Source organism: Portibacter lacus (assembly GCF_021533215.1).
GTDB lineage: Bacteria > Bacteroidota > Bacteroidia > Chitinophagales > Saprospiraceae > Portibacter > Portibacter lacus.
Window position 1 is genome coordinate 469,074 of the sequence record NZ_JAJNKA010000004.1, and the last position, 26,105, is coordinate 495,178.

Annotated in this window: 21 protein-coding genes; 10 read left to right on the forward strand and 11 right to left on the reverse strand. The window is 37.0% G+C overall.

Going from position 1 to position 26,105, the window contains the following annotated elements; genetic code table 11:
• The first annotated feature begins 31 nt into the window (after positions 1-31).
• The 4 genes from L2586_RS09420 to L2586_RS09435 all read left to right on the forward strand — a co-directional run bounded on the left by L2586_RS09420 (position 32) and on the right by L2586_RS09435 (position 4,228).
• Positions 32-769: a lysophospholipid acyltransferase family protein gene (locus tag L2586_RS09420; RefSeq protein WP_235292634.1), complete on the forward strand. Its 738-nt coding sequence runs from the start codon at positions 32-34 to the stop codon at positions 767-769.
• Positions 770-1,082: 313 nt separating this feature from the next.
• Complete coding sequence (locus tag L2586_RS09425) at positions 1,083-1,676, forward strand: RNA polymerase sigma factor (protein WP_235292635.1); 594 nt, start codon at positions 1,083-1,085, stop codon at positions 1,674-1,676.
• A complete protein-coding gene (locus tag L2586_RS09430) occupies positions 1,673-2,461 on the forward strand; it encodes an anti-sigma factor (protein ID WP_235292636.1) in 789 nt (262 codons plus the stop codon). The genes L2586_RS09425 and L2586_RS09430 overlap by 4 nt, the downstream gene beginning before the upstream one ends.
• A gap of 480 nt (positions 2,462-2,941) precedes the next feature.
• A complete protein-coding gene (locus L2586_RS09435; protein WP_235292637.1) occupies positions 2,942-4,228 on the forward strand; it encodes a hypothetical protein in 1,287 nt (428 codons plus the stop codon).
• Positions 4,229-4,432: 204 nt separating this feature from the next.
• On the opposite strand, the gene acs is transcribed toward L2586_RS09435, so the two are convergent.
• The 10 genes from acs to L2586_RS09485 all read right to left on the reverse strand — a co-directional run bounded on the left by acs (position 4,433) and on the right by L2586_RS09485 (position 16,331).
• Positions 4,433-6,325, reverse strand: coding sequence for an acetate--CoA ligase (acs, locus tag L2586_RS09440; RefSeq protein ID WP_235292638.1), 1,893 nt, complete (start codon positions 6,323-6,325; stop codon positions 4,433-4,435).
• 11 nt (positions 6,326-6,336) lie between these two features.
• Positions 6,337-8,061: a sodium:solute symporter family protein gene (locus L2586_RS09445; RefSeq protein ID WP_235292639.1), complete on the reverse strand. Its 1,725-nt coding sequence runs from the start codon at positions 8,059-8,061 to the stop codon at positions 6,337-6,339.
• Positions 8,058-8,315: a DUF4212 domain-containing protein gene (locus tag L2586_RS09450; RefSeq protein WP_235292640.1), complete on the reverse strand. Its 258-nt coding sequence runs from the start codon at positions 8,313-8,315 to the stop codon at positions 8,058-8,060. The genes L2586_RS09445 and L2586_RS09450 overlap by 4 nt, the downstream gene beginning before the upstream one ends.
• A 1,191-nt stretch (positions 8,316-9,506) precedes the next feature.
• A complete protein-coding gene (locus L2586_RS09455) occupies positions 9,507-10,628 on the reverse strand; it encodes an ABC transporter permease (protein WP_235292641.1) in 1,122 nt (373 codons plus the stop codon).
• Positions 10,625-11,731, reverse strand: coding sequence for an ABC transporter permease (locus L2586_RS09460; protein ID WP_235292642.1), 1,107 nt, complete (start codon positions 11,729-11,731; stop codon positions 10,625-10,627). The genes L2586_RS09455 and L2586_RS09460 overlap by 4 nt, the downstream gene beginning before the upstream one ends.
• Positions 11,731-12,474: an ABC transporter ATP-binding protein gene (locus tag L2586_RS09465; protein WP_235292643.1), complete on the reverse strand. Its 744-nt coding sequence runs from the start codon at positions 12,472-12,474 to the stop codon at positions 11,731-11,733. Before L2586_RS09465 ends, L2586_RS09460 begins: the two co-directional genes overlap by 1 nt.
• A 4-nt stretch (positions 12,475-12,478) precedes the next feature.
• Complete coding sequence (locus L2586_RS09470; protein ID WP_235292644.1) at positions 12,479-13,396, reverse strand: ABC transporter ATP-binding protein; 918 nt, start codon at positions 13,394-13,396, stop codon at positions 12,479-12,481.
• Position 13,397: 1 nt separating this feature from the next.
• Complete coding sequence (locus L2586_RS09475; RefSeq protein ID WP_235292645.1) at positions 13,398-14,384, reverse strand: HlyD family secretion protein; 987 nt, start codon at positions 14,382-14,384, stop codon at positions 13,398-13,400.
• A 12-nt stretch (positions 14,385-14,396) separates the two neighbouring features.
• Positions 14,397-15,665, reverse strand: a complete 1,269-nt coding sequence (locus L2586_RS09480) for a TolC family protein (RefSeq protein WP_235292646.1) — start codon at positions 15,663-15,665, stop codon at positions 14,397-14,399.
• Between the two features lie 51 nt (positions 15,666-15,716).
• The gene (locus tag L2586_RS09485) at positions 15,717-16,331 is read right to left on the reverse strand and encodes a TetR/AcrR family transcriptional regulator (protein WP_235292647.1); all 615 of its coding nucleotides are present in this window, start codon (positions 16,329-16,331) and stop codon (positions 15,717-15,719) included.
• 822 nt (positions 16,332-17,153) lie between these two features.
• Here L2586_RS09485 and L2586_RS09490 point away from each other — a divergent pair.
• Positions 17,154-17,636, forward strand: a complete 483-nt coding sequence (locus L2586_RS09490; protein WP_235292648.1) for a hypothetical protein — start codon at positions 17,154-17,156, stop codon at positions 17,634-17,636.
• A 17-nt stretch (positions 17,637-17,653) separates the two neighbouring features.
• Positions 17,654-19,078, forward strand: coding sequence for a flotillin family protein (locus tag L2586_RS09495; RefSeq protein WP_235292649.1), 1,425 nt, complete (start codon positions 17,654-17,656; stop codon positions 19,076-19,078).
• Between the two features lie 97 nt (positions 19,079-19,175).
• Here L2586_RS09495 and blaOXA read toward each other — a convergent pair whose 3' ends face one another.
• Positions 19,176-19,994 carry a class D beta-lactamase gene (gene blaOXA, locus L2586_RS09500; protein ID WP_235292650.1) on the reverse strand — a complete coding sequence of 273 codons (819 nt, stop codon included), beginning with the start codon at positions 19,992-19,994 and terminating at the stop codon, positions 19,176-19,178.
• A gap of 293 nt (positions 19,995-20,287) precedes the next feature.
• Between blaOXA and L2586_RS09505 the strand changes: the two genes are divergently transcribed.
• From L2586_RS09505 to L2586_RS09520, 4 genes are all read left to right on the forward strand, one after another.
• Entirely contained in the window at positions 20,288-21,694 is a 1,407-nt protein-coding gene (locus L2586_RS09505) for a Gfo/Idh/MocA family oxidoreductase (protein WP_235292651.1), read from the forward strand.
• A 171-nt stretch (positions 21,695-21,865) separates the two neighbouring features.
• A complete protein-coding gene (locus L2586_RS09510; protein WP_235292652.1) occupies positions 21,866-22,501 on the forward strand; it encodes a GntR family transcriptional regulator in 636 nt (211 codons plus the stop codon).
• 32 nt (positions 22,502-22,533) lie between these two features.
• Positions 22,534-24,042, forward strand: a complete 1,509-nt coding sequence (locus L2586_RS09515; RefSeq protein ID WP_235292653.1) for a serine hydrolase — start codon at positions 22,534-22,536, stop codon at positions 24,040-24,042.
• Between the two features lie 205 nt (positions 24,043-24,247).
• Positions 24,248-25,816, forward strand: a complete 1,569-nt coding sequence (locus tag L2586_RS09520) for a tail fiber domain-containing protein (protein ID WP_235292654.1) — start codon at positions 24,248-24,250, stop codon at positions 25,814-25,816.
• The last annotated feature ends 289 nt before the right edge of the window (positions 25,817-26,105 follow it).

Sequence of the window (26,105 nt, forward strand, 5' to 3'; positions counted from 1 at the left end):
AGTCTTTCGCGCGATATGTTTACATTTGAGCATGAAAAAAATTATTGACTATATATTAAGTGGTATATACGTGGTCTATTTTGGAATCATTCTCTTAATTTTCGATGTGATACAGAGAATTGTTTTCAATATTTTTGGTCAAAAAGCACATCAAAAAGTGGTTAATGCCTTAAATTTTTTCATCGTTTTCGGATGGTATTTAACTGGATCTTCTATTCATTTTAAAAAATCTGTTCCACTCCCTAAAGATCGATCTATCATTTTTATTTCGAATCATCAATCCATGTTTGATATTCCAGGAATCATCTGGTTTTTAAGAAAATATACTCCGTTATTTGTTTCAAAAATTGAACTATCTAAAGGAATTCCTAGTATTTCCTATAATCTACGGGTTGGTAAAGCTGCTTTAATTGATCGAAAAGATAGAAAGCAAGCAATGTTAGCGATAGCCAAAATGGGATCTTATATCCATGAAAATCAGTATTCTGCGACGATCTTTCCGGAAGGAACACGATCTAGAACTGGAAAACTGAAAGACTTTTCTGTAGGTGGTGTTGCTATATTGCTGAAAAAGATTCCAAATGCAGTAATTGTTCCCATTGCCATTAATAATCTAGCCAAGTTTAATCCTAAAGGTGTATTTCCATTAACTTCATTCTCCAAACTGGAATGGACTACCCTTGAGCCTATAGAGACGGAAGACAAGAAACCTGAAGAACTTGTCCAACTTGCAAAAGAACAAATCGAAAAGGCGCTAGACTCCAAATAAAAGGGCAACTTTCCTTAGAAAGCTGCCCCAGGCTTAAAACAACTATTAATGAAATATGCTTTATAATTTGATAAAGGTTTCCTAATCATTCTACCTAAAAAAAATCATTCTTAGTACAACGCCAAACAAATTTATTGTACTTTTAAACGATTCACTTAATAGTTACAATGCTATTAAACCCTTACTACTATAAAATATTTCACGGACAATAGAGATACGTTTATAGTAGAAGGAAAAGTTTTAAATCCTTTAAACTTTTATTTATTGGCGTAAAAAACGAACAAAATGAATAGATTGTACATTTAATTGAGATATGAGCTTAGCGATACAAATAGTAGATTTAATTAAGGCTAAGGATGAAAAGGGATTAGAGTTATTATATGATAATTACTCTAAAGCGCTATATGGGATAGCGTTCAGAGTCCTGAATAATCATTCTTACGCTGAGGAAGCACTACAAAATAGTTTTTTGAAAGTGTGGAAAAATATTCAACAATACGATGAGAATAAGGCGACCCTATATACATGGATGTCCCAGATTGTTCGGTATTCATCATTAGATATCAGGAGATTAAAATCTTTTGAGCGTCAAGAAAAAACCGAAAGTTTAGAACCTCACGTAAATCATGGGAAGGCAACAAGTACATCAACTGATGCTTTAGATGCGAAAAAAATCCTTAACGGCTTAGAGGAAAAATATAGTATCATTTTAGAATACTTGTATTTAAAAGGTTATACCCAACAGGAACTGTCTGATGAATTAGACATTCCTTTAGGTACAATTAAAACAAGACTTAGAAAAGCTATTACAATTATTAGGACAAATTTAAAAGATGAGAAGAAGCTCTTTATGGGCATGTTCTTGTTATTAGTTTTAGTAGTATTAGTAAAAATATTTATATTTTGAATATAGAAGAAATTAGAAATTCTGGGCTTTTAGAATCCTATATCATTGGGACGCTTACAGAAAATGAAAGAGCGGAGGTAGAGAAGTATGTTGAACAGTATCCTGAATTAAAATCAGAATTAAGTCAAATAGAACGTGCATTAAGAACTTATGGAGAAATCAAAGGTGTCCAACCTAGAAAAGAACTAAAAGGTGAGATCATTAAATCTATCACTGGCAAGTCTGTTGATCCTGATGTCGATCCACCTAAGAAAGGTTTCGGACCATTCTTCTTCCCATCTATTATATTAGCATGCCTCCTTGGAGCAAGTTTATTATGGGGAAGTAATCACGCTAATGAAGCTGAAGAGCTAGCAGCCGAAAACAATGATCTTAGAAGCGAGAATACATCTTACCAATTAAGCTGTGATTCCATCGCTGATGCGAATGCAGAATTAGAAGCTATATTAGCAATCATTAATAATGCTGGAAACAGAATAGTGCCAATGACTGCCACAGGTAATTATGCATCTACAACATTATATCTTCACACGAATGAAGCATTAAGAAAGAATTATCTACAAGCGCTAGTGCTTCCTGATATATCCAGAGAACAAGCATTCCAATTATGGTCACTCAAGCCAAACCAAGATCCAATTCCACTTTCTGTATTTTCAGACAGCGAAAATCAAATTTTCGAAGTTGATTTTGAGGATGGGACGGCAACTTATGCGATTACAATTGAACCCGCTGGAGGAAGTCAAGTTCCTAATCTAGAATTACTAATTGGAACCATGGGCGTCTAAAACTAATGAATGACCATGAAATCACACGATATCTATCTAGGATTACATGGTCATTCACAACTTTTTCACTTTCAAAGCTTTTTCAGATTCACATCACAAGCTTTATATTTCTAAATCACCTAGTTGCTTTGGAAACTATCAGAATGCTATCACTACCAATTTAGTATTGCCAATACTATAGCACATTGATTTTCCACACTTTCAATTTCAGATTTTTTAAAATTCTTGGGGTTAAAATTATAGTTAAATTTTCATTAATAAGTGATCTTACCATTTGGTCATATTTAACAATAAATAGCGACCTAATGTAGTTCATAATGCCAGCACAGGCGCATCTTCCAACTCATCACATTTCCTTAACAATTGTTAATTATACCATAAAGCATAGCCAACACTGTAACTTTCGTAATATAATTTGGTCATTAGAGTAGAATACAAGAGGAATAACCGCTAGTTATTACTCAACTTAAATTAATTATTATGAAAAAGATTTTATTTATATGCTTATTGTCGGGAATATTTTTGACAGCAAGTAACGCACAATACGGAGAAGAAAGAACCGGTTACGAGGGTGATTATTTCAGCTTAGAAGGAGCCATTGAATTATTCAAAGAATCTCGATCAATTAGCAACTTTGAAAGAAAACTAAACGATGAGGATTCATGGGTGAATAACCTGGATCTGAATTATGATGGAGATATTGATTACATCCGGGTCGAACATCGGAGTCAGGGTGATTTCCATGTCATCGTTCTGCAAGCCATTCTAGGAAGAAGAGATGTACAGGATGTCGCTGTAATCGAGATAGAAAGAACAGGGAGAAGAACTGCAATACTTCAGATCATAGGTGATGAAGACCTTTATGGAGAAGAAGTTATCGCAGAACCTTATAATAGCGCTGGATATTCTTCGTCTGGAGACTACAATTTCGAAAGAGGTTATGTAAATGTATATCATTGGAGAGCTGTTCAGAATTTATTTGACCGTTCATATGTCACTTATGTATCCCCTTATAGATGGAATTACTATCCTACCTATTGGAATCCATGGCACCAACATGGATGGAGTGTTTACCATCCTAGAAGAGTAAGGTATTACAACCATTGTCATATTGTGTATGTCCACAGGGTTATTCGTGTTCACAACTTCTATAGACCATTTAGATCACACAGTCACCATGTGACACAACGTACGATCAAGCATAGAAGAAAATATGGGACATCTGTTGTTCATCGGTCACATGGTAAGAAAAACCAAACCTACAGAACATCACAAAGAAGTCAGAAACACAATAACGTCGGGACTAGGAATTCTACAAGGAACAGTCAGGTAACTTATCAAGATAGAAATAAGACTACTTCACCAAGGACGAACAGGAGTGAACGGTCTACCGTACAAAGGGATAAAAGCCGAACAAGTAAAGTTTCAAAACCTTATTCAAGTACGAAGAGGACTACAACCTCTCCTCCAACAAGAACAAGGCAAGTGCAGAAAAGCCAGTCGACGAGATCTAATCAGAATAAGGTAGTGAAGACTCAAAACCGCAGTCAAAGTCGAACTTCCCAGTCTCAACTAAAGACTAGAACTCAGACGAGAACAGCGCCGCGCAATAAGCAGCAAAGCGTTTCACAAAGTAGAAAACAAAGTGCAAGCACGAGAGCGCCTTCAAGAAAAAGCGCTACCACTAACAAAAGTAGATCTGTTCAAAAAAATACTCCGAAACGATCGACTTCTACCAGTAAAAATGGTAGAAAAGGTCGAGGATAAACATAGCGGTTATTTAAAAATGATAGTGCCCCTTTCAGAACTGAGTTTTGAAGGGGCATTGTTCTTGCTAAATTTCAGACTACTTCAAATGACGAGCTTAGAAATTGGAACTAAAAAAATAGCCCGATCAAAAAAGTCTATTCTTTTTCGATCGGGCTTAATATTTTTAAATGTTAATTCTCTGTCCTTATAACAAATGGTTGATTACAATCTTCCTGCTATTACCTCATCTACAACTTCTGGATTCAATAATGTACTTACATCTCCCATATTCGATAATTCATTGGATGCAATCTTTCTTAGAATTCGACGCATAATTTTACCTGATCTTGTTTTAGGAAGTCCAGGTACAACTTGAATTTTATCAGGCTTAGCGATCGGACCAATTTCTCTCGTTACAACAGCTCTTATCTCATTGATAATATCATCGCTAGGAACACCATTAATAATGACATAGGCATATATTCCTTGCCCTTTAATATCGTGTGGATAACCTACTACAGCAGATTCGATCACATTTTCATGCTCATTAATTGCATTTTCTACCTCTGCAGTTCCCATTCGGTGTCCAGAAACATTAAGTACATCATCGACTCTTCCGATAACTCTAATTCTGCCATCCTCATCTCTTCTTGCTCCGTCACCTGTAAAATAATAACCTGGGAAGGCACTGAAGTAGGTCAATTTGCATCTTGCATGATCACCATATGTAGTCCTAAGAATAGAAGGCCATGGGAAGTTCACACACAATAATCCTTCTACATTATTTCCTTCCAGAATATTTCCATCGCTGTCTAGCAATATCGGTTGAATCCCTGGCAGAGGGTAAGAAGCAAAAGTTGGTTTTGCATCAGTGATTCCAGGTAACGGAGTAATCATAATTCCTCCTGTTTCCGTCTGCCACCATGTATCAATAATCGGTGAATTTTTCTTACCTATATGTTCATCATACCAATGCCATGCTTCTTCGTTAATTGGTTCTCCTACAGATCCTAACAATTTAAGAGAGGAAAGATCATAATTATCAGGCCAATTATTTCCACACGCCATTAATGCTCGTATCGCGGTAGGCGCAGTATAAAACTGGTTTACCTTATGCTTTTCACAAATATGCCAAAATCTTCCAGCATCAGGATAAGTTGGAACTCCTTCGAACATTAAACTGGTCGCACCGGCAAGTAAAGGTCCATAAACGATATAGGAGTGTCCAGTTATCCAGCCAATATCTGCCGTACACCAGTAAACATCTCCATCTTTATATTGAAATACATTTCTAAATGAAGAACATGTATAAACCATATATCCACCACAAGTATGAACGACTCCTTTTGGTTTTCCAGTAGATCCTGAAGTGTATAAAATGAATAACATATCTTCCGCGTCCATTTCCTCTGGTTCACACTCTTTCGACTGCTTATCCACGATTTCATGCCACCACACATCTGTATCATCACTCCAGTTCACTTCGTTGTTTCCATTCTTTTGCACCAGAACATGTTCTACGGAATTACAGCTTTTATCCATTGCTTCATCTACCACATCTTTCACTGCAATATGCTTCGCGCCTCTATTGTTGTAATCAGAACAAATTATCATTTTTGCTTGCGCATCGTCTACCCTATCAGCCAATGCTTGGGCTGAAAAACCTGCAAAAACTACGGAGTGAATCGCGCCTATTCTAGCACAAGCTAGTACTCCGATTGCTAATTCTGGAACCATTGGCATATAAAATACCACTCTATCTCCTTTACCGATTCCTAATTCTTTAAGTGCGTTAGCGCATTGACATACCTTACCTAGTAATTCACTATAGCTTATATGTTTCGATGGTTCAGAAGGATCATTGGCCTCCCATAATAATGCGGTTTGATCTCCTCTATCTTTAATGTGACGATCTAAGCAATTAACTGTTATATTCAATTTTGCTCCTTTAAACCACTCTATCTTAGGTTCGTCAAAATTCCATTCTAGCACCTTGTCCCACTTCTTCATCCATGTAAATGATTCCGCTTCACTTTCCCAAAATGCTTCAGGATTTTTAATACTATGCTCGTACGTTTTTTTATAATCTGCTAAGTCTTTAATCTGATGAGTCATATAATTTTATTTTAATGTTCTTGGGCTGCTCCTGCCCCTCTTGGTATTCTAATGCTTTCCACCATTTCTTGAACGGATTCTGGCGGCGGTGGTGTTACCCTGCTCACTATCAGTGATATCACTAAGTTAAGTAACATACCGACTGTTCCTATTCCCTCTGGCGAAATTTGTAAAAAATATTGGTCAGGTGTTCCACCTCCAAATTTAAAGTAAATAATGTAAGTCGCTGTAAACACTAGCCCTATGATCATACCAGTCACAGCACCTTGCATATTCATCCTCTTATCGAATATACCCAATATGATCGCGGGGAAAAAGGAGGATGCTGCTAGTCCGAATGCGAATGCAACAATGGCGGCCACATAATCAGGTGGATTGTATCCTGCGATTCCTGCAACAACTACTGCAACGGCAATAGAAATTCTTGCTGCTCTTAACTCTCCTTTCTCTGATATATTAGGCATCAACCATTTTTTAAGTAAATCATGAGAAATAGAACTGGAAATCACGAGTAACAAACCTGCCGCAGTTGATAATGCGGCGGCTAAACCTCCGGCAACCATTAATGCAATCACCCATGCAGGCAATTTGGCAATTTCAGGACTTGCAAGAACAATGATATCTCGATCAAATGTGACCAATTCATTCCCCTTCCAACCTTTCTCTGTTGCTACTGTATTTACAAAATTTTCGTTTTTATCATTATAATATTGAATCCGACCGTCTTCATTTTTATCTTCAAATTTTAGCAGCCCCGTTTCTTCCCAACTCTTAAACCATCCCGGTACTTCAGCGTATTCTACATTATCTATACTTGTAATCACATTGGTACGCGCGAATACCGCGACTGCTGGAGCTGTAGTGTATAAAATCGCTATAAAAAGTAATGCCCATCCAGCTGATTTCCTTGCATCTCTAACCTTCGGCACTGTGAAGAAACGAACAATAACATGCGGTAATCCTGCCGTTCCTAGCATTAAAGCTGCCGTCACACAGAAGAGATCTATCCTGGGTTTATTGGGACTTGTATATTCATTAAATCCGAGATCTATAGAAAGTTGATTTAACTTGGCTAACATAGCAGTACCATCTGACATCGCTCCACCCATTCCTAATTGTGGAATAGGATTATCTACCATCTGAATACTAACGAAAACAGCTGGTACGGTAAATGCAAATGTCAATACGCAAAATTGAGCAACTTGAGTATAAGTGATTCCTTTCATACCACCCAATACTGCATAGAAGAAAACAATGGCGACACCAATGATTACTCCAGTTCCAAATTCGACACCTAAGAATCTTGAAAACGCAACACCTACACCCTTCATTTGTCCTACGACATAAGTGAAAGAAACAAATAGAGCACAGATCACCGCTACAAGTCTTGCGGTCTGTGTATAATATCGTTCTCCGATAAAATCGGGAACTGTGAATTGTCCAAATTTACGAAGATAAGGTGCTAGCAATAACGCTAGTAGTACATATCCACCTGTCCAACCTAGCAAATACTGAGCTCCATCATATCCCATGAAAGATATTAATCCCGCCATGGATAAAAACGATGCCGCTGACATCCAGTCCGCAGCAGTTGCCATTCCATTCAGAATTGGATGAACTCCTCCTCCTGCAACGTAAAACTCTTTAGTTGACCCTGCTCTTGCCCAGATGGCAATTCCGATATACAATGCAAATGTTAAACCTACGATAAGGTATGACCAAGTTTCAATATTCATATTTCGTCTACATTAAAGCTTTTATCTAATCTATTCATAAGCCACACATACACGAATATTAAAATAACGAAAACGTAGATAGCACCTTGCTGAGCGAACCAAAATCCTAAAGGAAATCCTAGAAAATTAAACTGATTGAGTTGATCTGCAAAAATAATTCCGCAGCCATAAGATACTGCAAACCAAATACTAAGAAGTATGGCTAAATACTTGAGATTCTTCCGCCAATACTTTTTACGTTCAACTATGTCCATTTTTCCATTTTAAACTGAAATGTTAATATAGAATTTAATTTACGACTTTGTAAAAAGAACAGACAAATATTTACTAAAATGTGAAGAAATTAGACTTAACTATGGTTTTATTATAATATTCAATTCTTTTCCTTAGATGGATCGAGAATCCGAAGCGCCTTATCTGAGAGTTGCATAATTCAGCTACGTCAAGTCATGCTCATTTTATTTGTCCCAGTGTAGCTTCATTTTCTCACACAAAACGAGGCTTCATGGTCTCATATAAAGTGAGGCTATGAATATGACGCGATGGAAACATCAAGTCTTTAGACATCCTTCACAACTAAGCTAAGCCATGATCATTGATAGGCTGACGGTAGGTCAGACTATCAGATCATTATATTTTTCTCAGAAAAACTTCATAGAATTACCCAAGGTGTAGTTTCATTTTCTCACATAGTGCGAGGCTTCATGGTCTCACATAAAGTAAGGCTATGTATATGACGCGATGGAAACATCAACTTTAAGGACATCCTTCACAACTAAGCTAAGCCATGATCATTGATAGGCTGACGGTAGGTCAGACTATCAGATCATTATATTTTTCTCAGAAAAACTTCATAGAATTCCCCAAGGTGTAGCTTCATTTTCTCACACAAAACGAGGCTTCATGGTCTCACATAAAGTGAGGCTATGAATATGACGCGATGGAAACATCAACTTTAACGACATCCTTCACAACTAAGCTAAGCCATGATCATTGATAGGCTGACGGTAGGTCAGACTATCAGATCATTATATTTTTATCAGAAAAACTTTATAGAATTCCCCAAGGACAAGCTTCATCTTCTCGCATAGTGCGAGGCTTCATGGTCTCACATAAAGTGAGGCTATGAATATGACGAGATGGAAACATCAACTTTAAGGACATCCTTCACAACTAAGCTAAGCCATGATCATTGATAGGCTGACGGTAGGTCAGACTATCAGATCATTATATTTTTCTCAGAAAAACTTCATAAAATTACCCAAGGACAAGCTTCATCTTCTCGCATAGAGCGAGGCTTCATGGTCTCACATAAAGTGAGGCTATGAATATGACGCGATGGAAACATCAACTTTAACGACATCCTTCACAACTAAGCTAAGCCATGATCATTGATAGGCTGACGGTAGGTCAAGATAGCAATCATAATTGCACATCGTAAAATCCTAACTGGTCTTCCGATAATTCATCACCGCCCAAGTATTGAAAAAAATCGCAAAGCCAATCATCACATAAATATGATTTGTTATATTCTTCAGCATACTTCCTTTCAAAACCACCATTCGCATCACTTCTATAAAGTAAGTCACTGGATTACTATAAGCAATATACTTCGCCCATTCCGGCATCGACTCAATCGGTGTGAACAATCCACTCATTAAAATAAAGACCATCATAAAGAAAAATGCAATAGACATCGCCTGTTGTTGCGTCTGCGAATAAGTGGAAATCAACAATCCGAAACCTAGAAGAGCAACCAAGAACAAGAATAAATAGCCATATAATAAAAACAGATTTCCCAGTGGTACAATCTGATAAACTAACCTTGCAACGACAAAAAATCCAATCGTAAAAATGAAAATCCCGATCACCAGAAATGGAATCATCTTACCCAAAATATACAGATGCTTCTTAATAGGCGTGACATTAATCTGTTCGATCGTTCCCACTTCTTTCTCTTTCACAATATTAAGACTACACATATATGCTCCGACCATGGTCACCAGTAATACCAAGATCGCTGGTACCATAAAAATCTTGTAATTCATATTGGGATTAAACCAATTCAGAGAAACCACTTCTATATTTTTCAGTGGTGCTGCATTTCCAGAGGCAATCGCGTCAACCATAATATTCTGATTGAAATTCTGAATAATACTATTCAAATAGGATGCACCTAATCCTGCCTTCGTCCCATTAATTGCATTGACCGCTATAAAAACCTGCTGCGCACCATCTTTAATTAAGTTCTGTTCAAAGTGACTAGGGATTTCTAATATCAGATCTGAAGCATCTAATTCAATTTCATTCATAGCAGCTTGGTATGAATCACCAAAACTCACTAATTGAAAATAGCCAGAAGAAGTCACCGCATTTATTAAGTCATTCGAATATTCCGAACGATCATGGTCTACTATCGAAATGTTGATATTCTTAATTTCGAAATCTGCAGCAAGTGGCAGGACCAACAACTGAATAATCGGCATCATGAAAATCATCGGCAGCAAACTCTTATTACGGAATATTTGCTTGAACTCTTTCACCAGTAAAAATTTCAATGTTCTCATGATAATCTGATTTTGAATTTTCTAATACTGATGAAAAGTAACAGCACAGTCATCCCGATAAGAATAAGTGTTTCTTTATAGATCGCTGAAATACCCAGCCCTTTTATCATGATTGATTTCACAATGATAAAATACCACTTCGATGGTAAGATATTAGCAAAATACTGGAGTGGCAGTGGCATATTCTCTAGTGGAAATAGAAAACCTGTCAACAACATCGTCGGAATTAACATGCCCATTAAGGAAATTAACATGGCTGCTTGCTGAGAATCTGTACTATTCGAAATAAGCAAACCCAAGGAAAGTGCACATAATATTAAGATACTGCTTTCGAAATACAAAAGGAAAATACTTCCATTCAGCGGCATATCTAATAAGACAACACTCATGATCAATATTACCGTCAGGTTAATCAACGAAAGAAAGAAATAAGGAACCGCCTTCGAGATGATCACAGTAAATGGATTCATCGGTGAAACCAATAAAATCTCCATCGACCCACTTTCTTTTTCCTTCACAATTGAAACCGAAGTCATTAAAACACAAACCAACAAAAGCACCAAAGAGATTACGCCAGGAACAAAATTAGTCGCTCCTTTAAGTGTTGGATTGTATAACATTCGAATCTCTGGAACAACCTGCATGGGCGGACTATTTCCTGCATTCAAAGTCTGCTTGTAGTCCATTATGATATTAGAGATATAACTGGTCAATGTTGAAGCCGTGTTAGGATCAGAAGCATCAGAGATGACTTGCAAACTACCGTGTGTCGAATGAAAAATCTGATCTTCTATATCGCTTGGAATCACGATTGCAATTTTCGCCGAGCCTTGCTTAAATGCTTCTTCTATTTCAGAATGATCCGTGGTCACTCGTTTTACTTCGAAAGACTTCGATGCTGAAATTTTATGAATGATCTCATGGGAATAATTGTTATTCGCATGATCACAGATTAAGACATCAGCACTTTTAATCTCATTGCTTAATGCAAAACCAAAGAGCACAATCTGAACAATCGGAAGCCCAAAAAGCATTAACAGCGTTTTGCTGTCTCGAAAAACATGCTTGAACTCTTTTTTCACAAATATCATGAACTGCTTCATTATTCACCTCGTTTTGCGGCCCTAGCCAAGTGATAAAAAACATCATCCATTGATTCTACATTGTATTTCAACTTCAACTTTTCAGGAGAATCTAATGCTGCTATTTTGCCATCTACCATCATCGAAACCCGATCGCAATACTCTGCTTCATCCATATAATGTGTCGTTACAAAAATGGTTATGCCTCGTTGTGCAGCTTCATATATTAAGTCCCAAAATTGCCTCCTTGTAATAGGGTCCACTCCTCCCGTCGGTTCATCTAAGAAAACAATGGAAGGTTCATGAATGACGGCCACTGAAAAGGCCAATTTTTGTTTCCATCCAAGCGGAAGTGAAGCAACTAATTTACCAGATTGAGATTCTAATCCAAGAGTATCTATCAGTTTATTTGTTTGCAATTTCAGTGCTTTATTGCTTAGTCCATAAATCCCACCAAAAAATCGAATATTCTCCTTCACGGTCAGGTCTTCGTAAAGCGAAAATTTCTGACTCATATATCCGATCTTCGTCTTGATTTTCTCTGTATCCTTATAGATATCGAATCCCGCAATAGTAGCACTTCCGCTTGTTGGCTTTGAAAGACCACAAAGCATCCGCATGGCTGTCGTTTTGCCCGCTCCATTGGCACCCAGAAAACCGAAAATCTCACCTCTTTTAACTTCGAAACTGATGTGATCGACAGCAGTAAAAGATCCAAAAGATTTCGTGAGTTGATCCGTGATGATTGCGTGCTCTGAATTCATGCTTTTAGTTTGACATTAATTGAATAAAACAATCTTCTATTTCTGGTTCGATCTTTTTAATGTCGATCGCTTCATGTTTATCATTGGCCAGCGTTTGATGAAGCAATTGTAATTCGTTTTCCGAAGGCTCATTTAATGTAATGTGGTGATATTCTCCGAAGGAATGAACAGATTTAATTTCAGGAATAGCTCTCAGATCGGCAAGCAGCTTGATCATATGCTCGGTCTTAATGGCAAATAGTGGATCGGGAAATGATGATTTTATATGCGTCGGTGTATTCACAGATAATATTTTCCCTTTTTGCATTAAAGCAATTCGCTCGCACAAGTTCGCTTCATCCATATATGGTGTCGATACAATAATCGTAATTCCTTCCATTTTCAGTCGTTTCAACATGTCCCAGAATTCTTTCCTAGAAACCGTATCTACACCAGTAGTCGGCTCATCCAAAAACAAGACTTCAGGTCGATGAATTAACGCACAACAAAGTGCTAATTTCTGCTTCATTCCACCTGATAAGGCTCCAGCTCTTCTATTCTTAAATGGCTCGATGTGTTCATAGATATCCTTGATCAAATCGTAGTTTTCTTTAATCGAAGTATTGAAAATAGTTGCGAAGAAACTTAAGTTCTCTTCCACCGATAGATCTTGATACAATGAAAACTTTCCCGGCATATATCCTACCTTCCTGCGAATGGCTTTATAATCTTTTACCACATCAGATCCATTCACTATTGCTGATCCAGAATCGGCTAACAGCAAAGTGGTTAATATCCTAAAGAGTGTTGTCTTACCAGCCCCATCGGGACCTATTAATCCAAACAACTCTCCTTTTTCCACTTCTATATTAATGTCATCCAGCGCCTGGATATGCTCTTTCGGAAACGACTTGCAGATATTTTCTACGATGATATCTTTCATCCTACTTGAAATTTACTTCAGCGTACATTCCCATTTTATAAGATCCATCATTCTTCACTAAAATCTTGATAGCGTAAACCTTATTGGCTCTTTCATCTTTCGTCTGGATCGTTTTAGGTGTAAATTCTGCTTTGCTGCTAATCCATGAAACAGTTCCCGTGGTTTCCTTGTATCCTCCACTTCCATCATCCGTTAGCACAGTAACTTGATCATTCAGTTTGATCTGCGCCAACTGGTTTCCGCTGATGTAAGCCTTCAGGGTCATTTCTGAAAGATCAGCAATTTTGTATAGCGGTCTTCCCATAGATACAAATTCTCCATCATAGACGAATTGTGTAGTCACCGTTCCGTTGAAATCATTCACAATTGTGGCATCATCAATCTGTTTTTGAATCATTTCCAATCTTTTCAGCGTTGGCTCTATTTCACTGGTAATTCCTCTATTCATCACGCTGACGTTCTTTTTCGCAGCTTCAACTTGGGCATTTAACACTTGAATCTGCATTTCTGCGCCCTTTAGTTTCTTGACCAAAATAGACTTCTGACCAGTTAAATCATCTAATTGTTTTTGAGGTGCAGCTTTCGCTTCCACTAAATTCTGAAATCGCCCAATCTCCTTATCGAGGATTTCGATTTGCTGTTCTACAGTAGCAATTTGATCTTCTTGAACACGCTTCTGAGCTTCCAGAATGAAGACTTGTGGCCCAGCATCATTGGTTTTCTTACCTATTGCACCGATACTTGCTTCTATCTGTTCAGCTTGCAATTGCAATGCCGAAACATCTACATGACCGATGGTATCTCCAGCTTTTAATTCTTGGCCCTCATGAATTTCTAAGTCCAATATTTTCCCTGTAGCTTGAGCGCTAATAGTTCGTTCGATCGCCTCGAAACTCCCAGTAGCATCGAAATTATTATCAGTGGATTTACAAGCGGATAAGAGCAATCCGCTTAATACGATGAGGCCTAATATATTTTGATTTTTCATTAAGTTGCTTTTTTAATTTCCGTTGATAAATGAAAGCGTATATTTTGCGAGCAGCAATTGAATCTTGTAAACAGCCATTTCCAAGTTTGCTTTATGTTCTGCATTGAGATACTGAATATATTCTAAAGAGGTAATCATTCCATTTTCTAGTTGAACCTCAGCCGACTTCCTAATTTCGCTCCTCAAATTCACGAGTTTCTGACTTTCCATGATTAACGCATTATATTTATTGACCTCTTCAGAATTTTGGGCTAGGTCAATTTGTGTATTGAACAAGAAAGTTTCTTTTTGATTTTCAATTTTTAGCCCATTAATTGCTAAAAGATTTCGATCATTTTTCAGCGAATACAAATTAGATAAGTTCCAATTTAATCGCAATCCACCTATATAATAAGGGTCAAATGAATTGCTCAGAAAATTCAGTGCAGGTCTGCCATAACCAGCTTGAAGAAAAATACCTAAATTAGGTATCCAGCGATTGTCTATTTCTTTGTTTTTAATGCTAAGTGCAGACTGCTGAAGATTGAAGAGTGAAAGTTCAGGTCTATTTATGTCTGTAGTATTGGGAGCATTTTCAGGAATTACTAATTCCGTTTTTTGGTCAATGTTTTGGCCTGTAATCCAAGCTAACATATTCAGATAAGTGCTGCGCTGTGACTCCGCTTGTATGCGTTTCTGAGAAGCATTTAAAGATTCAGCTTCTAGTAAATGAGCATTACTTAAAGTAGAAACACCATTTTCCACTGCTGCTTCTGACATTGTTAAGACATTAGACAAGTCTTCGCTTAGGATTTCTAATTGCTCCAACTGTAAATCGATCAGTAAAATACCAAAATAGATCTGGTTAACTCTTTGCTTAATCTGGTACAAGCTCACTTCTAATTCTTGCTCTTCCGTTTCCCTTCCTTTTTCAATGAGTTGTTTTTTAGTCTTTATGTGCGAACCATTTAGGAGTGGTTGGTAGATATCTGCATATACTTTATACTGATCCTTGTCAATGGATTCAATCTCAAGGTTAGGAAGATCAATCGGCAGACTAGTCACGTCTGACTGATAGCTTGCTTGCCCATTTAAGGAAACCATTGGCAAATATTGCTTTGATGCATTACTTAAGTTGTATTCAGCAGATTTCCCGATGAGATCGTATTGCTTCGAAAGTGGTAAGTTAGACTTTGCCCAAGCCTGACATTCTTCCAATGTTATTTTTGCTACAATTTGAGCAAATGCGGGAGAGCTCAAGCCAATTAAGGAGATAAAAACAATCAAAAGTAATATACGCATCTTCTTCATTTTTTTGTTTTAATCATTTGTTTAACATATGGTCAAAAAAAATCACTTTACTTGCAACATGGACTGAATCCAAAGCGGGACAAGCCTTTTTCGCTCTTGAATCAGCTCGATCAAATCTGTCCTTGGCAATCCAGTAACTACAGAAACCATCGGTGTTACGATAAACGGAAACACAACAAGACCTGCAAAATTCATCAAGAAATGAGCTGGATGAACAGGCGGAATGACTCCCTCTTTAACTGCTTCTGTATACTGTTTTAGAAAGACTGAATTTTTAGCCATTTCTAAAGCACCAAGCTTACTTGTAAATTGATCTGGATGCTGTCTAACTTCATTCAATATAAAATTAGCGATGTCCGGATTTTGCGACAACATATCAATATATATAATTGCTAACTCCTGCAATTTCTCAAGGAAATTCGTCTCTGCATTATTAATAACAACTACTAAATCAGAAAAGAAATGCTGAATAGACTCCATCATAATGATGTCATACAACTTCTTCTTACTTCTAAAATAATAATTGAGTAATGCCAGATTGATTTGAGCAGCTTCAGCGATATCCCGCGTCTTGGTTCCTGCGAATCCTTTTTCATGAAATAACTTTCTCGCTGCCTCCTTTATTAAACCCTCCGTTTCTGACTCTTTATCTGACATTAATTGTAATTATTAGACTCCAAAGTTAAATTAAACATTTGAATTAAACAAATGATTAAATCAATTAAACAGATTTTATTTTAATTGGACAGCGCTTTTTGCGATGTTAGATCTTTCTACTTAAGATTGATGTCATCGCTTTGAGCGCTAACATCATAAATTCATGCAAGTTGTCGGTTGAACAGCGCTTTTTGTGATGTTAGATCTTTCTACTCGAGATTGATATCATCGCTTTGAGCGCTAACATCAAAAATTCATCCCTGTTGTCGATCTGACAGCGCTTTTTGCGATGTTAGATCTTTCTACTCGAGATTGATGTCATCGCTTTGAGCGCTTACAGCAAAAATTCATCCCTGTTGTCGATCTGACAGCGCTTTTTGCGATGTTAGATCTTTCTACCCAAGATTGATGTCATCGCTTTGAGCGCTAACATCAAAGATCCATACAAGGTGTCGATCGGACAGCGCTTTTTGCGATGTTAGATCTTTCTACCCAAGATTGATGTCATCGCTTTGACCGCTAACATCAAAGATCCATGCAAGTTGTCGATCTGACAGCGCTTTTGGCGACGTTAGATCTTTCTACTCGAGATTGATGTCATCGCTTTGAGCGCTTACAGCATCAAAAAGAATCAAAACCAACACAAAAATCAGCACACTCGACGAAACATTTCATTAAATCGACTAACTTAACCTAAAATTGGAACTACGGATATCAATATTTACATTGATATGAATGTATATTTTAAGAATATCTTAACACTTTAAAACTATGGAAGGTCTCATTCAAATCTTTTTATACATTTCGCTAATCTCGGGAGGTTTGTTACTCTTACTTCTTATCCTTTCATTACTAGGAGGTCTGGATCTAGACTTCGATCTCGGAGGAGATACAGATGTAGATGCAGGCGGCCTCGGAATTGTCAAATCCGGTCTCACTTTCTTAGCGATCGGAGCCTATGCTACGAAATTAATGTTAGAGGCATCTGCAAATCCCATCCTAACCGTTATTGTCGGATTAGGCGCTGGAGCCATTGCCGTAGTCATCTTAAGTTACTTTCTTAAGTTGCTCTTAAACTTGCAATCTGAAGTGAATTGGAATTTTCACCAAGCAGAAGGAAAGAGCGGAAAAGTTTATCTTAGGATTCCGGGAGAAGGAACTGGGATTATTAAAGTAAAAATCAATGGTGTTACCAGAGAAATAAAAGCTAAATCACAGAATGAAGAGGAGATTCCTACTGGAGCTGAAATACTTGTATTAGCCGTTCAGGATCAAATCGCTGAAGTCATATTATATAACAACTAATTAAAACAAAAAATACTATGGAATTATTAACAGGTCCCTTAGCAATAATCGCTGCTATTGCCGTCATCATGATTTTTTTATTGCTGTTTTTTATCAGTCGATACAAAAGATGTCCATCTGATAAAATCCTGGTCGTATATGGTCGGACTGGAGGTGGAGCCAGCGCTAAGTGTTACGCCGGTGGAGCAGCATTCGTATGGCCAGTCATTCAAGATTATCGATACCTTGATTTAACACCACTTTCTATTGATGTCAATCTAAAAGATGCATTATCTAATCAAAACATTCGGGTTTCTGTTCCTGCTCAGTTTACTGTAGGAATAAGTAACAAGTCTAACTTAATGTTGTCCGCTGCTGAAAGATTACTTGGCTTAGAAAGACAAAGTATTGCAGCACTTGCTCAGGATATCATCATGGGTCAGATGAGATTAGTCATTGCGAATATGAGGATCGAAGAACTTAATTCTGATAGAGATAAGTTTGTCGAATCAGTATATAGTCATGTAGGTGATGAGTTGAACAAAATAGGTCTTGAATTAATAAATGTCAATGTTACAGATATTCATGACGAGTCAGGATATATTTCAGCATTAGGAAAAGAGGCTGCAGCAAAAGCTATTAATGATGCGAAGGTGAAAGTGGCGAATGAGCTAAGAACAGGATCGATCGGGGAAGCGGAAGCACAAAGAGAGCAGAGAATTAAAGTTTCGGAAGCCAATTCTAGAGCTGAGGTTGGAGAAGCAGATGCAGAAGCACAAGCAAAAGCTGGTAAAAACGAAGCCGCCATTCGCGTTGCAACTTCAGATGCAGAACGTGATGTACAAGTTGCAGAAGCGGAAAGAAGAGCAACCGCAGCTCGAAAAGTAGCATCTGCGAAAGCACTTCAAGAAGCTTACATGGCTGAAAAAGAATCAGAGCAAGCGAGATTTGCGATGGAAAAAGCAAGAAAGCAAGCAGATGAAGTTGTAGAAGCAGACATTGAGAAAGAAAAAGCCATCATCGATGCGAAGGCACAAGCAGAAACAAAGGTGGAACTGGCGAATGGGGAAGCTACAGCGACTCTTGCAAGATACAAGGCGCAAGCGGAAGGTCTAGAAGAATTATTGAACAGTCAGGCTGCTGGTTTCAAGAAATTAGTTGAAGCTGCTGGCGGTGATGCTCAGAGTGCTATCGGATATTTAATGATAGATAAATTGACAGACATTGCTAAAATCCAAGTCGATGCCATAAAGGATTTGAAAATTGATAAAGTGGTTGTCTATGACAATGGATCTGGAGAAGGAATGGGAAATTTTGTACAAGGACTTTACGGAATGCTCCCACAACTGAATGACTTCCTAGAACAATCGGGAATGAGTCTTCCGAAGGGCTTAGTCAATCTAAAAGGAGAAGAACCAAAAATTCCACTAAAACCGGTTCAAAAAATAGATAAAGAGGAATAATAACTTTCCGATTTATACAATCCAAATGTAATAAAGTAGCCTGCTCAATAGCGGGCTATTTTTTATTTGGGAAGAATTAAAAATCAATTGGAAATAATTAAGGTTTCAACTGCCATATATCCATATCTTCTAGTGCAGCCATCGTTACACCTCTACGCACAGCATAAGGAGTATCCTCTTTCATTTGCAAATTCGTAGCGAAGAAATAAGTGTTACCATCTTTCTCTAGGTAACCCACGTACCACCCTACTCCACTCATGCTTAATCCTGTCTTCCCAATAAGCTTAAAATCTTTGCCATTTTTCTCAGCCATCATTTCCTTTGCAATGCGTTCGGTCCTTTCAGATATCGGCAATTCACCCAAATAAAATCTTTTTAGAAAGTCAATTTGCTGCATCTGACTTATGCTACTGCTCCCTTCTAACCAAAACATATCTACATTGCTGGAATTAATATCCAAGTGCCCATAACCAAAATCCTCCGTGTATTTACTTAATCTTTCTACTCCGATATTTCTGGCAATTTTTTGATAACAAGGTACACATGAATAATGAAAAGCCTGCTTAAATGTTAAGTCTTGATTCCAATTCTCAACACTTCTAACCTGACCATCCCACTTAAATTCAGTACTTCCATCTTCTACAATCCCAAGTTCTAAAGCCATGAGGCTATTCGGAATTTTAAAGGTAGAAGCAGGGATAAATGATTTCGAAGCATGGTCAAAATCATTAGAATAGAATGTATTTTTTTCTAAGTCATATAGCAAAATAGAACCTGCAACATTGGCAGAATCTAAAATATCCTGAAACGATGATTGGACGATCTTAATGGGTTCTGAATCCAGTGGAGTTTCCTTTATCTGCAAGGTAAATGCATAAAACCAAATGGCTAAGAATATCAAACTTCTAAATTTCATATTGCTTAAATGATTTTGAAGAAAAAAAAAGTATTTAGCACTTGATAAAAATTAACCTTTGAAGAAAAAATTGTCTCCACGAATACTCCTTTGCCTTAAAGAATGAAAAAACATCTTTAGTTTACAAATCCCAGGAACGTTCTCTATTTCGTAAAAATGGCTAAAATGCGCACCTAAGTCTTTTCAATATGGAAGAAATTATAACACCTATTAAGACTCTAAAACAATATACAAACAATGCATAAATTTTAATAATAAAATATTATTTTGCAAATCTAAACTCAGAACAAACGATGAACAACATAGACAGACGAAGTTTTCTTAACTCTATAGCCATGCTCAGCGCTGGCACTTTGATACCTAGTAGTGCATTTGCTTTTGGAAAAACAGGCAAGAAATTAAAAGTCGCCATCGTCGGTGTCGGAATTCGTGGCATAACTTTCTGGGGAAAACGATTAGTAGAAGAATATTCGGATATTTTAGAATATGTAGGTTTAAGTGATATTAATCCTGGACGACTAGAACATGCACTGAAATATATGAATGTGAGCTGCCCTACTTATGTCAATTTTGACCAAATGCTCAGCGAACAAAAACCCGACTTACTTATCGTTACAACGAAGGATTCTACACACCACGAATTTATCATCAAAGGGTTAAACTTCGGGTGTGATGTACTGACTGAAAAACCACTGACTACTGATGAATTAAAATGTCAAGAAATTCTCGATGCGGAAAGAAAGTCCTCTAAAAAACTATTGGTGGGCTTTAATTACCGATGGAGTCCGTATGCAACAAAAATCAAAAAATTACTTTCCGAAAAATCAATAGGAACAATCACTTCAGTAGATTTCAATTGGTATCTGAATACACATCATGGAGCATCTTACTATAGAAGATGGCATGGTCAGATGGATTCGGGTGGATCTCTTTGGGTTCACAAAGCGACACATCATTTTGACTTGTTAAATTGGTGGTTAGATTCTGATCCAGGAGAAGTTTTTGCGTATGGTGACCTAGAACATTATGGTAAGAATGGACCTTTTCGAGGAGAAAATTGCAGAAAATGTAGTCACAAGAAGGATTGTAAATTTCACTACGATATAACGAAGAGTAAAATGGACATGAATCTCTATGTTGCTAATGAAAAACATGATGGATACATCAGAGATAATTGTTTGTTTAGAAATGAGATTGACATTTACGATAAGATGTCCGCTCAAATTAAGTACATGAATAATACGGTAGTGAATTATTCATTGACTACTTATTCCCCATTCGAAGGCTGGAGGATTGCATTTAACGGTACTGAAGGTCGGATAGAAGCGTGGCAAGATATCCCATATAACGATGATGAATCCTTACTACAGGAAGATCTTCATAAAGCAGAAATGGAACAGACTGGAGACAAAAAAATGGTTTCTAACCCAATTATTGTTCATAAGAATTGGGAAGATTTTAAAGTAAAGCAAGTCGAATTCAACCGTGGAGGACATGGTGGAGGAGATGCTAGACTGCAAGATAAAATCTTTGTAAATCCTAGTGCGCCAGATCCATACAAACATGCTGCTGGAATCAGGGATGGAGCAATGTCTATTTTAATAGGTATAGGTGCAAGAAGGAGCATAGAAAGTGGAAAACCAGTCAAAATAGCTGACCTCACTGATCTAGAACCGCAGGTAGAAAGACTGGTAGATTAAACTAGGTCTTCTTACAACTAAGTCGAAAATAAATACTGGAATAGAGAGCCATATAAGCTTGCTTATACGAGTCTGAAACTCCTATATCCCTGCTCAATTTTATCAAAACAAATAAGTAAAAATGTCATTTTCAAATTTGCATAATCGTATACGATATACTATATTTGATTTATGATAAAGAAAATAACCTTTAGAGATGAAGTAAAAAAAGAGCTGCTTAAGGCCATGTTTAAAGGAGATTTAATTCCTGGCCAACGTGTTTCTCTTCCCTCTATTTCTAAAAAATTAGAAGTAAGTGTCACACCAGTTCGAGAAGCCCTTACTCAATTATCTGAATCTGGAATAGTAAGCTACATCCCTAATAGAGGCTTCATAGTCACCGAGTTAAACGAAGAAGAAGCCATAGAACTTTACGAAGCCATTTCTATCTTAGAATCATCTGCACTTTTACTAAGTACATACTCTTCAGAAGATCTTCAAAAATTAGAACATTGCCAGAATGCATTCTCCACCGCAAAAACGAAAGGCACGCGAGTTAAACGAGATATGGCTTTTCACCAACAATTAATCGCTCCTTTTTCCAACTCCTTAATTAAAAAAATGATAGATGATCTTCGAGTCAGACTATTCTTTTACGAGTTGGAATATATGGCATATGATGAACTAAACATAGCTTCTAACGCAGGGCATGAAAAAATATTACTCGAACTTAAAAGAGGAGATTTGCAATCTGCAGCTCATGGATTAAAAGAAAACTGGACTATAAGTATCAATAATATTACTTCTCAAATGAATATTCAAGAATAATTTATTCAATTCACTCTAAAAAACACCAAATCATGAAGTTTATTTCAATTGCACTATTTATTGGATTAAGTATATTATTTGCGTGTGCCTTCCAAGAGCAAGTTCCGGAATCTTCTCAAATCGTTAATGGAACACTTGGAGAAAAATTGAATGAAAAATTAACACCTTTTGTTGAAAAAATATTAGCTGACCACGATTGCAAATCTAGTGTAGCCATTGGCATTACGAAAGGCGACGAAATAATTTACGCGAAAGCATTTGGTTATGCCAATCTAGCAAAAAAAGAACCTGCAACGCTAAATACTAAATATCACATGTCATCCATCTCTAAAACTTTTGTTGCAAGTGCAATTGTAAAATTACAGGAGCAGGGTAAACTAAATATAGATGACCGCATCATTGACCACCTGCCCTATTTTAAACTTAAGAGTCCGGAATACAAAGACATCACCATTAAACAATTGTTAACACACTCTTCTGGCCTACCTCAACATCTTGGATTAGATGAATGGAAAAAACCTAGTTATGATGAAGAGGCACTGGAACGATATGTGAAAAAAGCATCTGACTATGAATTAGAATTTGACCCTGGAGCTCAATTTAGTTATAGTGACGTTGGATTCAATACCTTGGGAGATATTATATCGAAAGCTTCAGGAATGACATTTGAAAATTATGTAGAAGAACACATTTTAAAACCCAGTGGAATGGAAGGTGCAACTTTTTTAAAACCAGAGTACCTACCTGAGCATTGGGCTGCTCCATACATTATTGGAACGACAACACAAGAATGGAAATATTATCCATATAATAGAATGTATGCACCTAGCAATGCTCTAAGTGCAAGTGTATTAGATATGTGTAATTGGGGAATGATCAATCTGAATCATGGTACATTAAAAAATCTAAAAGTTTTAGATTCTGCTTCTTACGATTTACTTTTTAATCCATGGTTCGATACACCGTGGAATGAAAAAATCGGTTTTAGTTGGTTTTTACAACATTACGAAGGAATGAAAACCATACTTCACACCGGTGCTGATATTGGCTTCGAATCTCAGTTAATAATGTATCCTGAGGAAGATATCAGTATAGCGGTAATGGCTAATCGTGCTTATTCTCGAACTGCCCGAATTGCTAATGCTTCTATGGAAATAATAAAAGATTTGGAGGTTAAATCCTACAATGTTTCTGCAAGATTCCCATTTGCAAAAAGTTACGAAGAAAATGGTTTAGAAGCTGCAAAAATAGAATGGAAGAAATTATTTAAAGACACAACCGATATCTACTATGCTAATGAATGGGAAATGAATATTATCGGTCACGGATTGATCTTTACGGGAGAATATGAAAAAGCATTAGAAATATTCAATTTCAATATTGAGTGTTTCCCAAAATCTGGAAATGTTTATGATAGTTATGGAGACGCATTATTAGCTAAAGGTGATACATTAATGGCAATTACTTACTTTCGTAAAGCAATGGAGGTCGATTCTACCTTTACAGAACCGATTTCAAAATTAGAAAATCTGGGGCAATAACATTTGTTTATATCTAAGATAGATCTTTCATTAGAATCCTTTCCGATAAGCGTAAAACGCTCCAAATATTCTCACAATCAGAGTTTTACATCAATTACTTCTTATTTGTCGTCATCGGCATCCTTTAAGTTGTTAACATATTCATTTTCTTAAATATTAAGTGTGAATTCTAACTAACTTACAACAAAAACATAACCACTTAATTATGAAAACACTAACACCTTTCTTCAGGACTATTTCCCTTATTTTCATTTTCACATTAATTACCTTAAACATGATTGGTCAAAATGTTGGTATTGGCACTACCATCCCTGATGGCAAGTTATCGATTACTTCAAACAGTTCAATTTTAAATCCTCAACTATCAATACATGAAAATGGTAACGATTATGCTCGAATTAAATTCGACAATGACAACGGGGATAATTATTGGACCGTTGCAGCATACATAGCTACAAACAATAGAAATGATCGATTAAATTTTTGGAATGGTACATCAGGAGATCTTCTGACTTTAACGGGAGATGGCCGATTAGGACTAAATGTAGGAATAAGTCCCAAAACCCAGTTCCATGTAGGTAATAACAACAGAGTTCTTTTTGGAATAGACACATTAGGAAATGGAGACAAGCTAATGTTTTTACCTGATCTACACGCTTTCAGAGTCGGATCAATTGCAGCTGGTGCAGCTAGTACTTACTGGAATAGAGATAGTATAGGGTTATATTCATTTGCATCTGGATTAAATACAAGAGCTCAGGGATATGGAGCAACGGCAATGGGACGAGATACTGAAGCCACTAATAGTTACGCCTTCGCGACTGGATTTTTCTCAAATGCAGATGGTCAATATTCAACCGCAATGGGATTTAATACCGATGCTTTCGCTTTGGGAAGTACAGCACTAGGATACAGCACAGATGCTGAGGCAAATTATTCCTTTGCTGCAGGTTATTTTGCAGAGGCTCAAGGTATTTACTCTGTAGCTATAGGAAATGCGGTACAAGCCCAATCCTATGCTTCTATGGCAGTCGGAAGATATAATGTGGGTGGAGGTAGTGGCACATCGTGGAATGACTCGGATCCGATTTTCGAGATTGGAATAGGAACAGGACCATCCACCAGAGCGAATGCAATGACCGTGAAAAAGAATGGTAATGTTGGGATCGGGACGACAAATCCTTTAGATGCCTTACAGGTTAACGGCAGGATTAGATTTGCAAGTATCGAATACTTCGAGGATGGAGGAAGCTCAGAAATTGCATCAAATGGAGATCTTAGACCTACCACAGACAATGTTTATGATCTAGGGACAAGTACATTTCGCTGGGATGATGTTTATGCAACAAATGGAACGATTAATACTTCCGACATCAGAAACAAAGATAATGTACGAGATCTATCCTATGGATTGAAAGAGATACTGCAATTACATCCTGTTACATTTACCTGGAAAAACAATCCACATTCAGCAACAAAAGTTGGCTTAGTTGCACAAGAATTACTGGAAGTAATTCCAGAAGTGGTTAAAACTCATGATTGGCAGGCTGAGGATGAAAACAAAGATGCGAGGATGGTAAAAGTAGAACTTCCAAGTATGGGCGTTTATTATTCAGATCTCATCCCTGTTTTAATCAAAGGAATTCAAGAACAACAAATTCAGATTAACTCCCTCAAAAAACAAGTTGACGAACAAGAAGAATTGATTAATGACTTTAAATCCATGAAGAAAGAAATGGAAGAAATGAAAAAATCTATGGCAGCACTAAAGTAAGAAACAAACTTATGAATCGTTGCAACTAACAATTATTCATACTATCTATGATTGATTGTTAGTTACAACTCTTAAGCAAGTTTTTTTTAACACATAGAAAATCAGATTTTCTTTTCTAAAAAGGTAAAGTTTCCCAAATATCCCTCCTCATTAACCTTCTCTTGTAGACTTACCTTTCTTAATACAGTTTATAATTTAAATACTATTTCTAGTACAGCCCCTTATTGGGGTTTTAAAACCCCAATAAGGGGCTGTTGGCGGCTTGAAAATTCTATCGGGCTCTTATCAT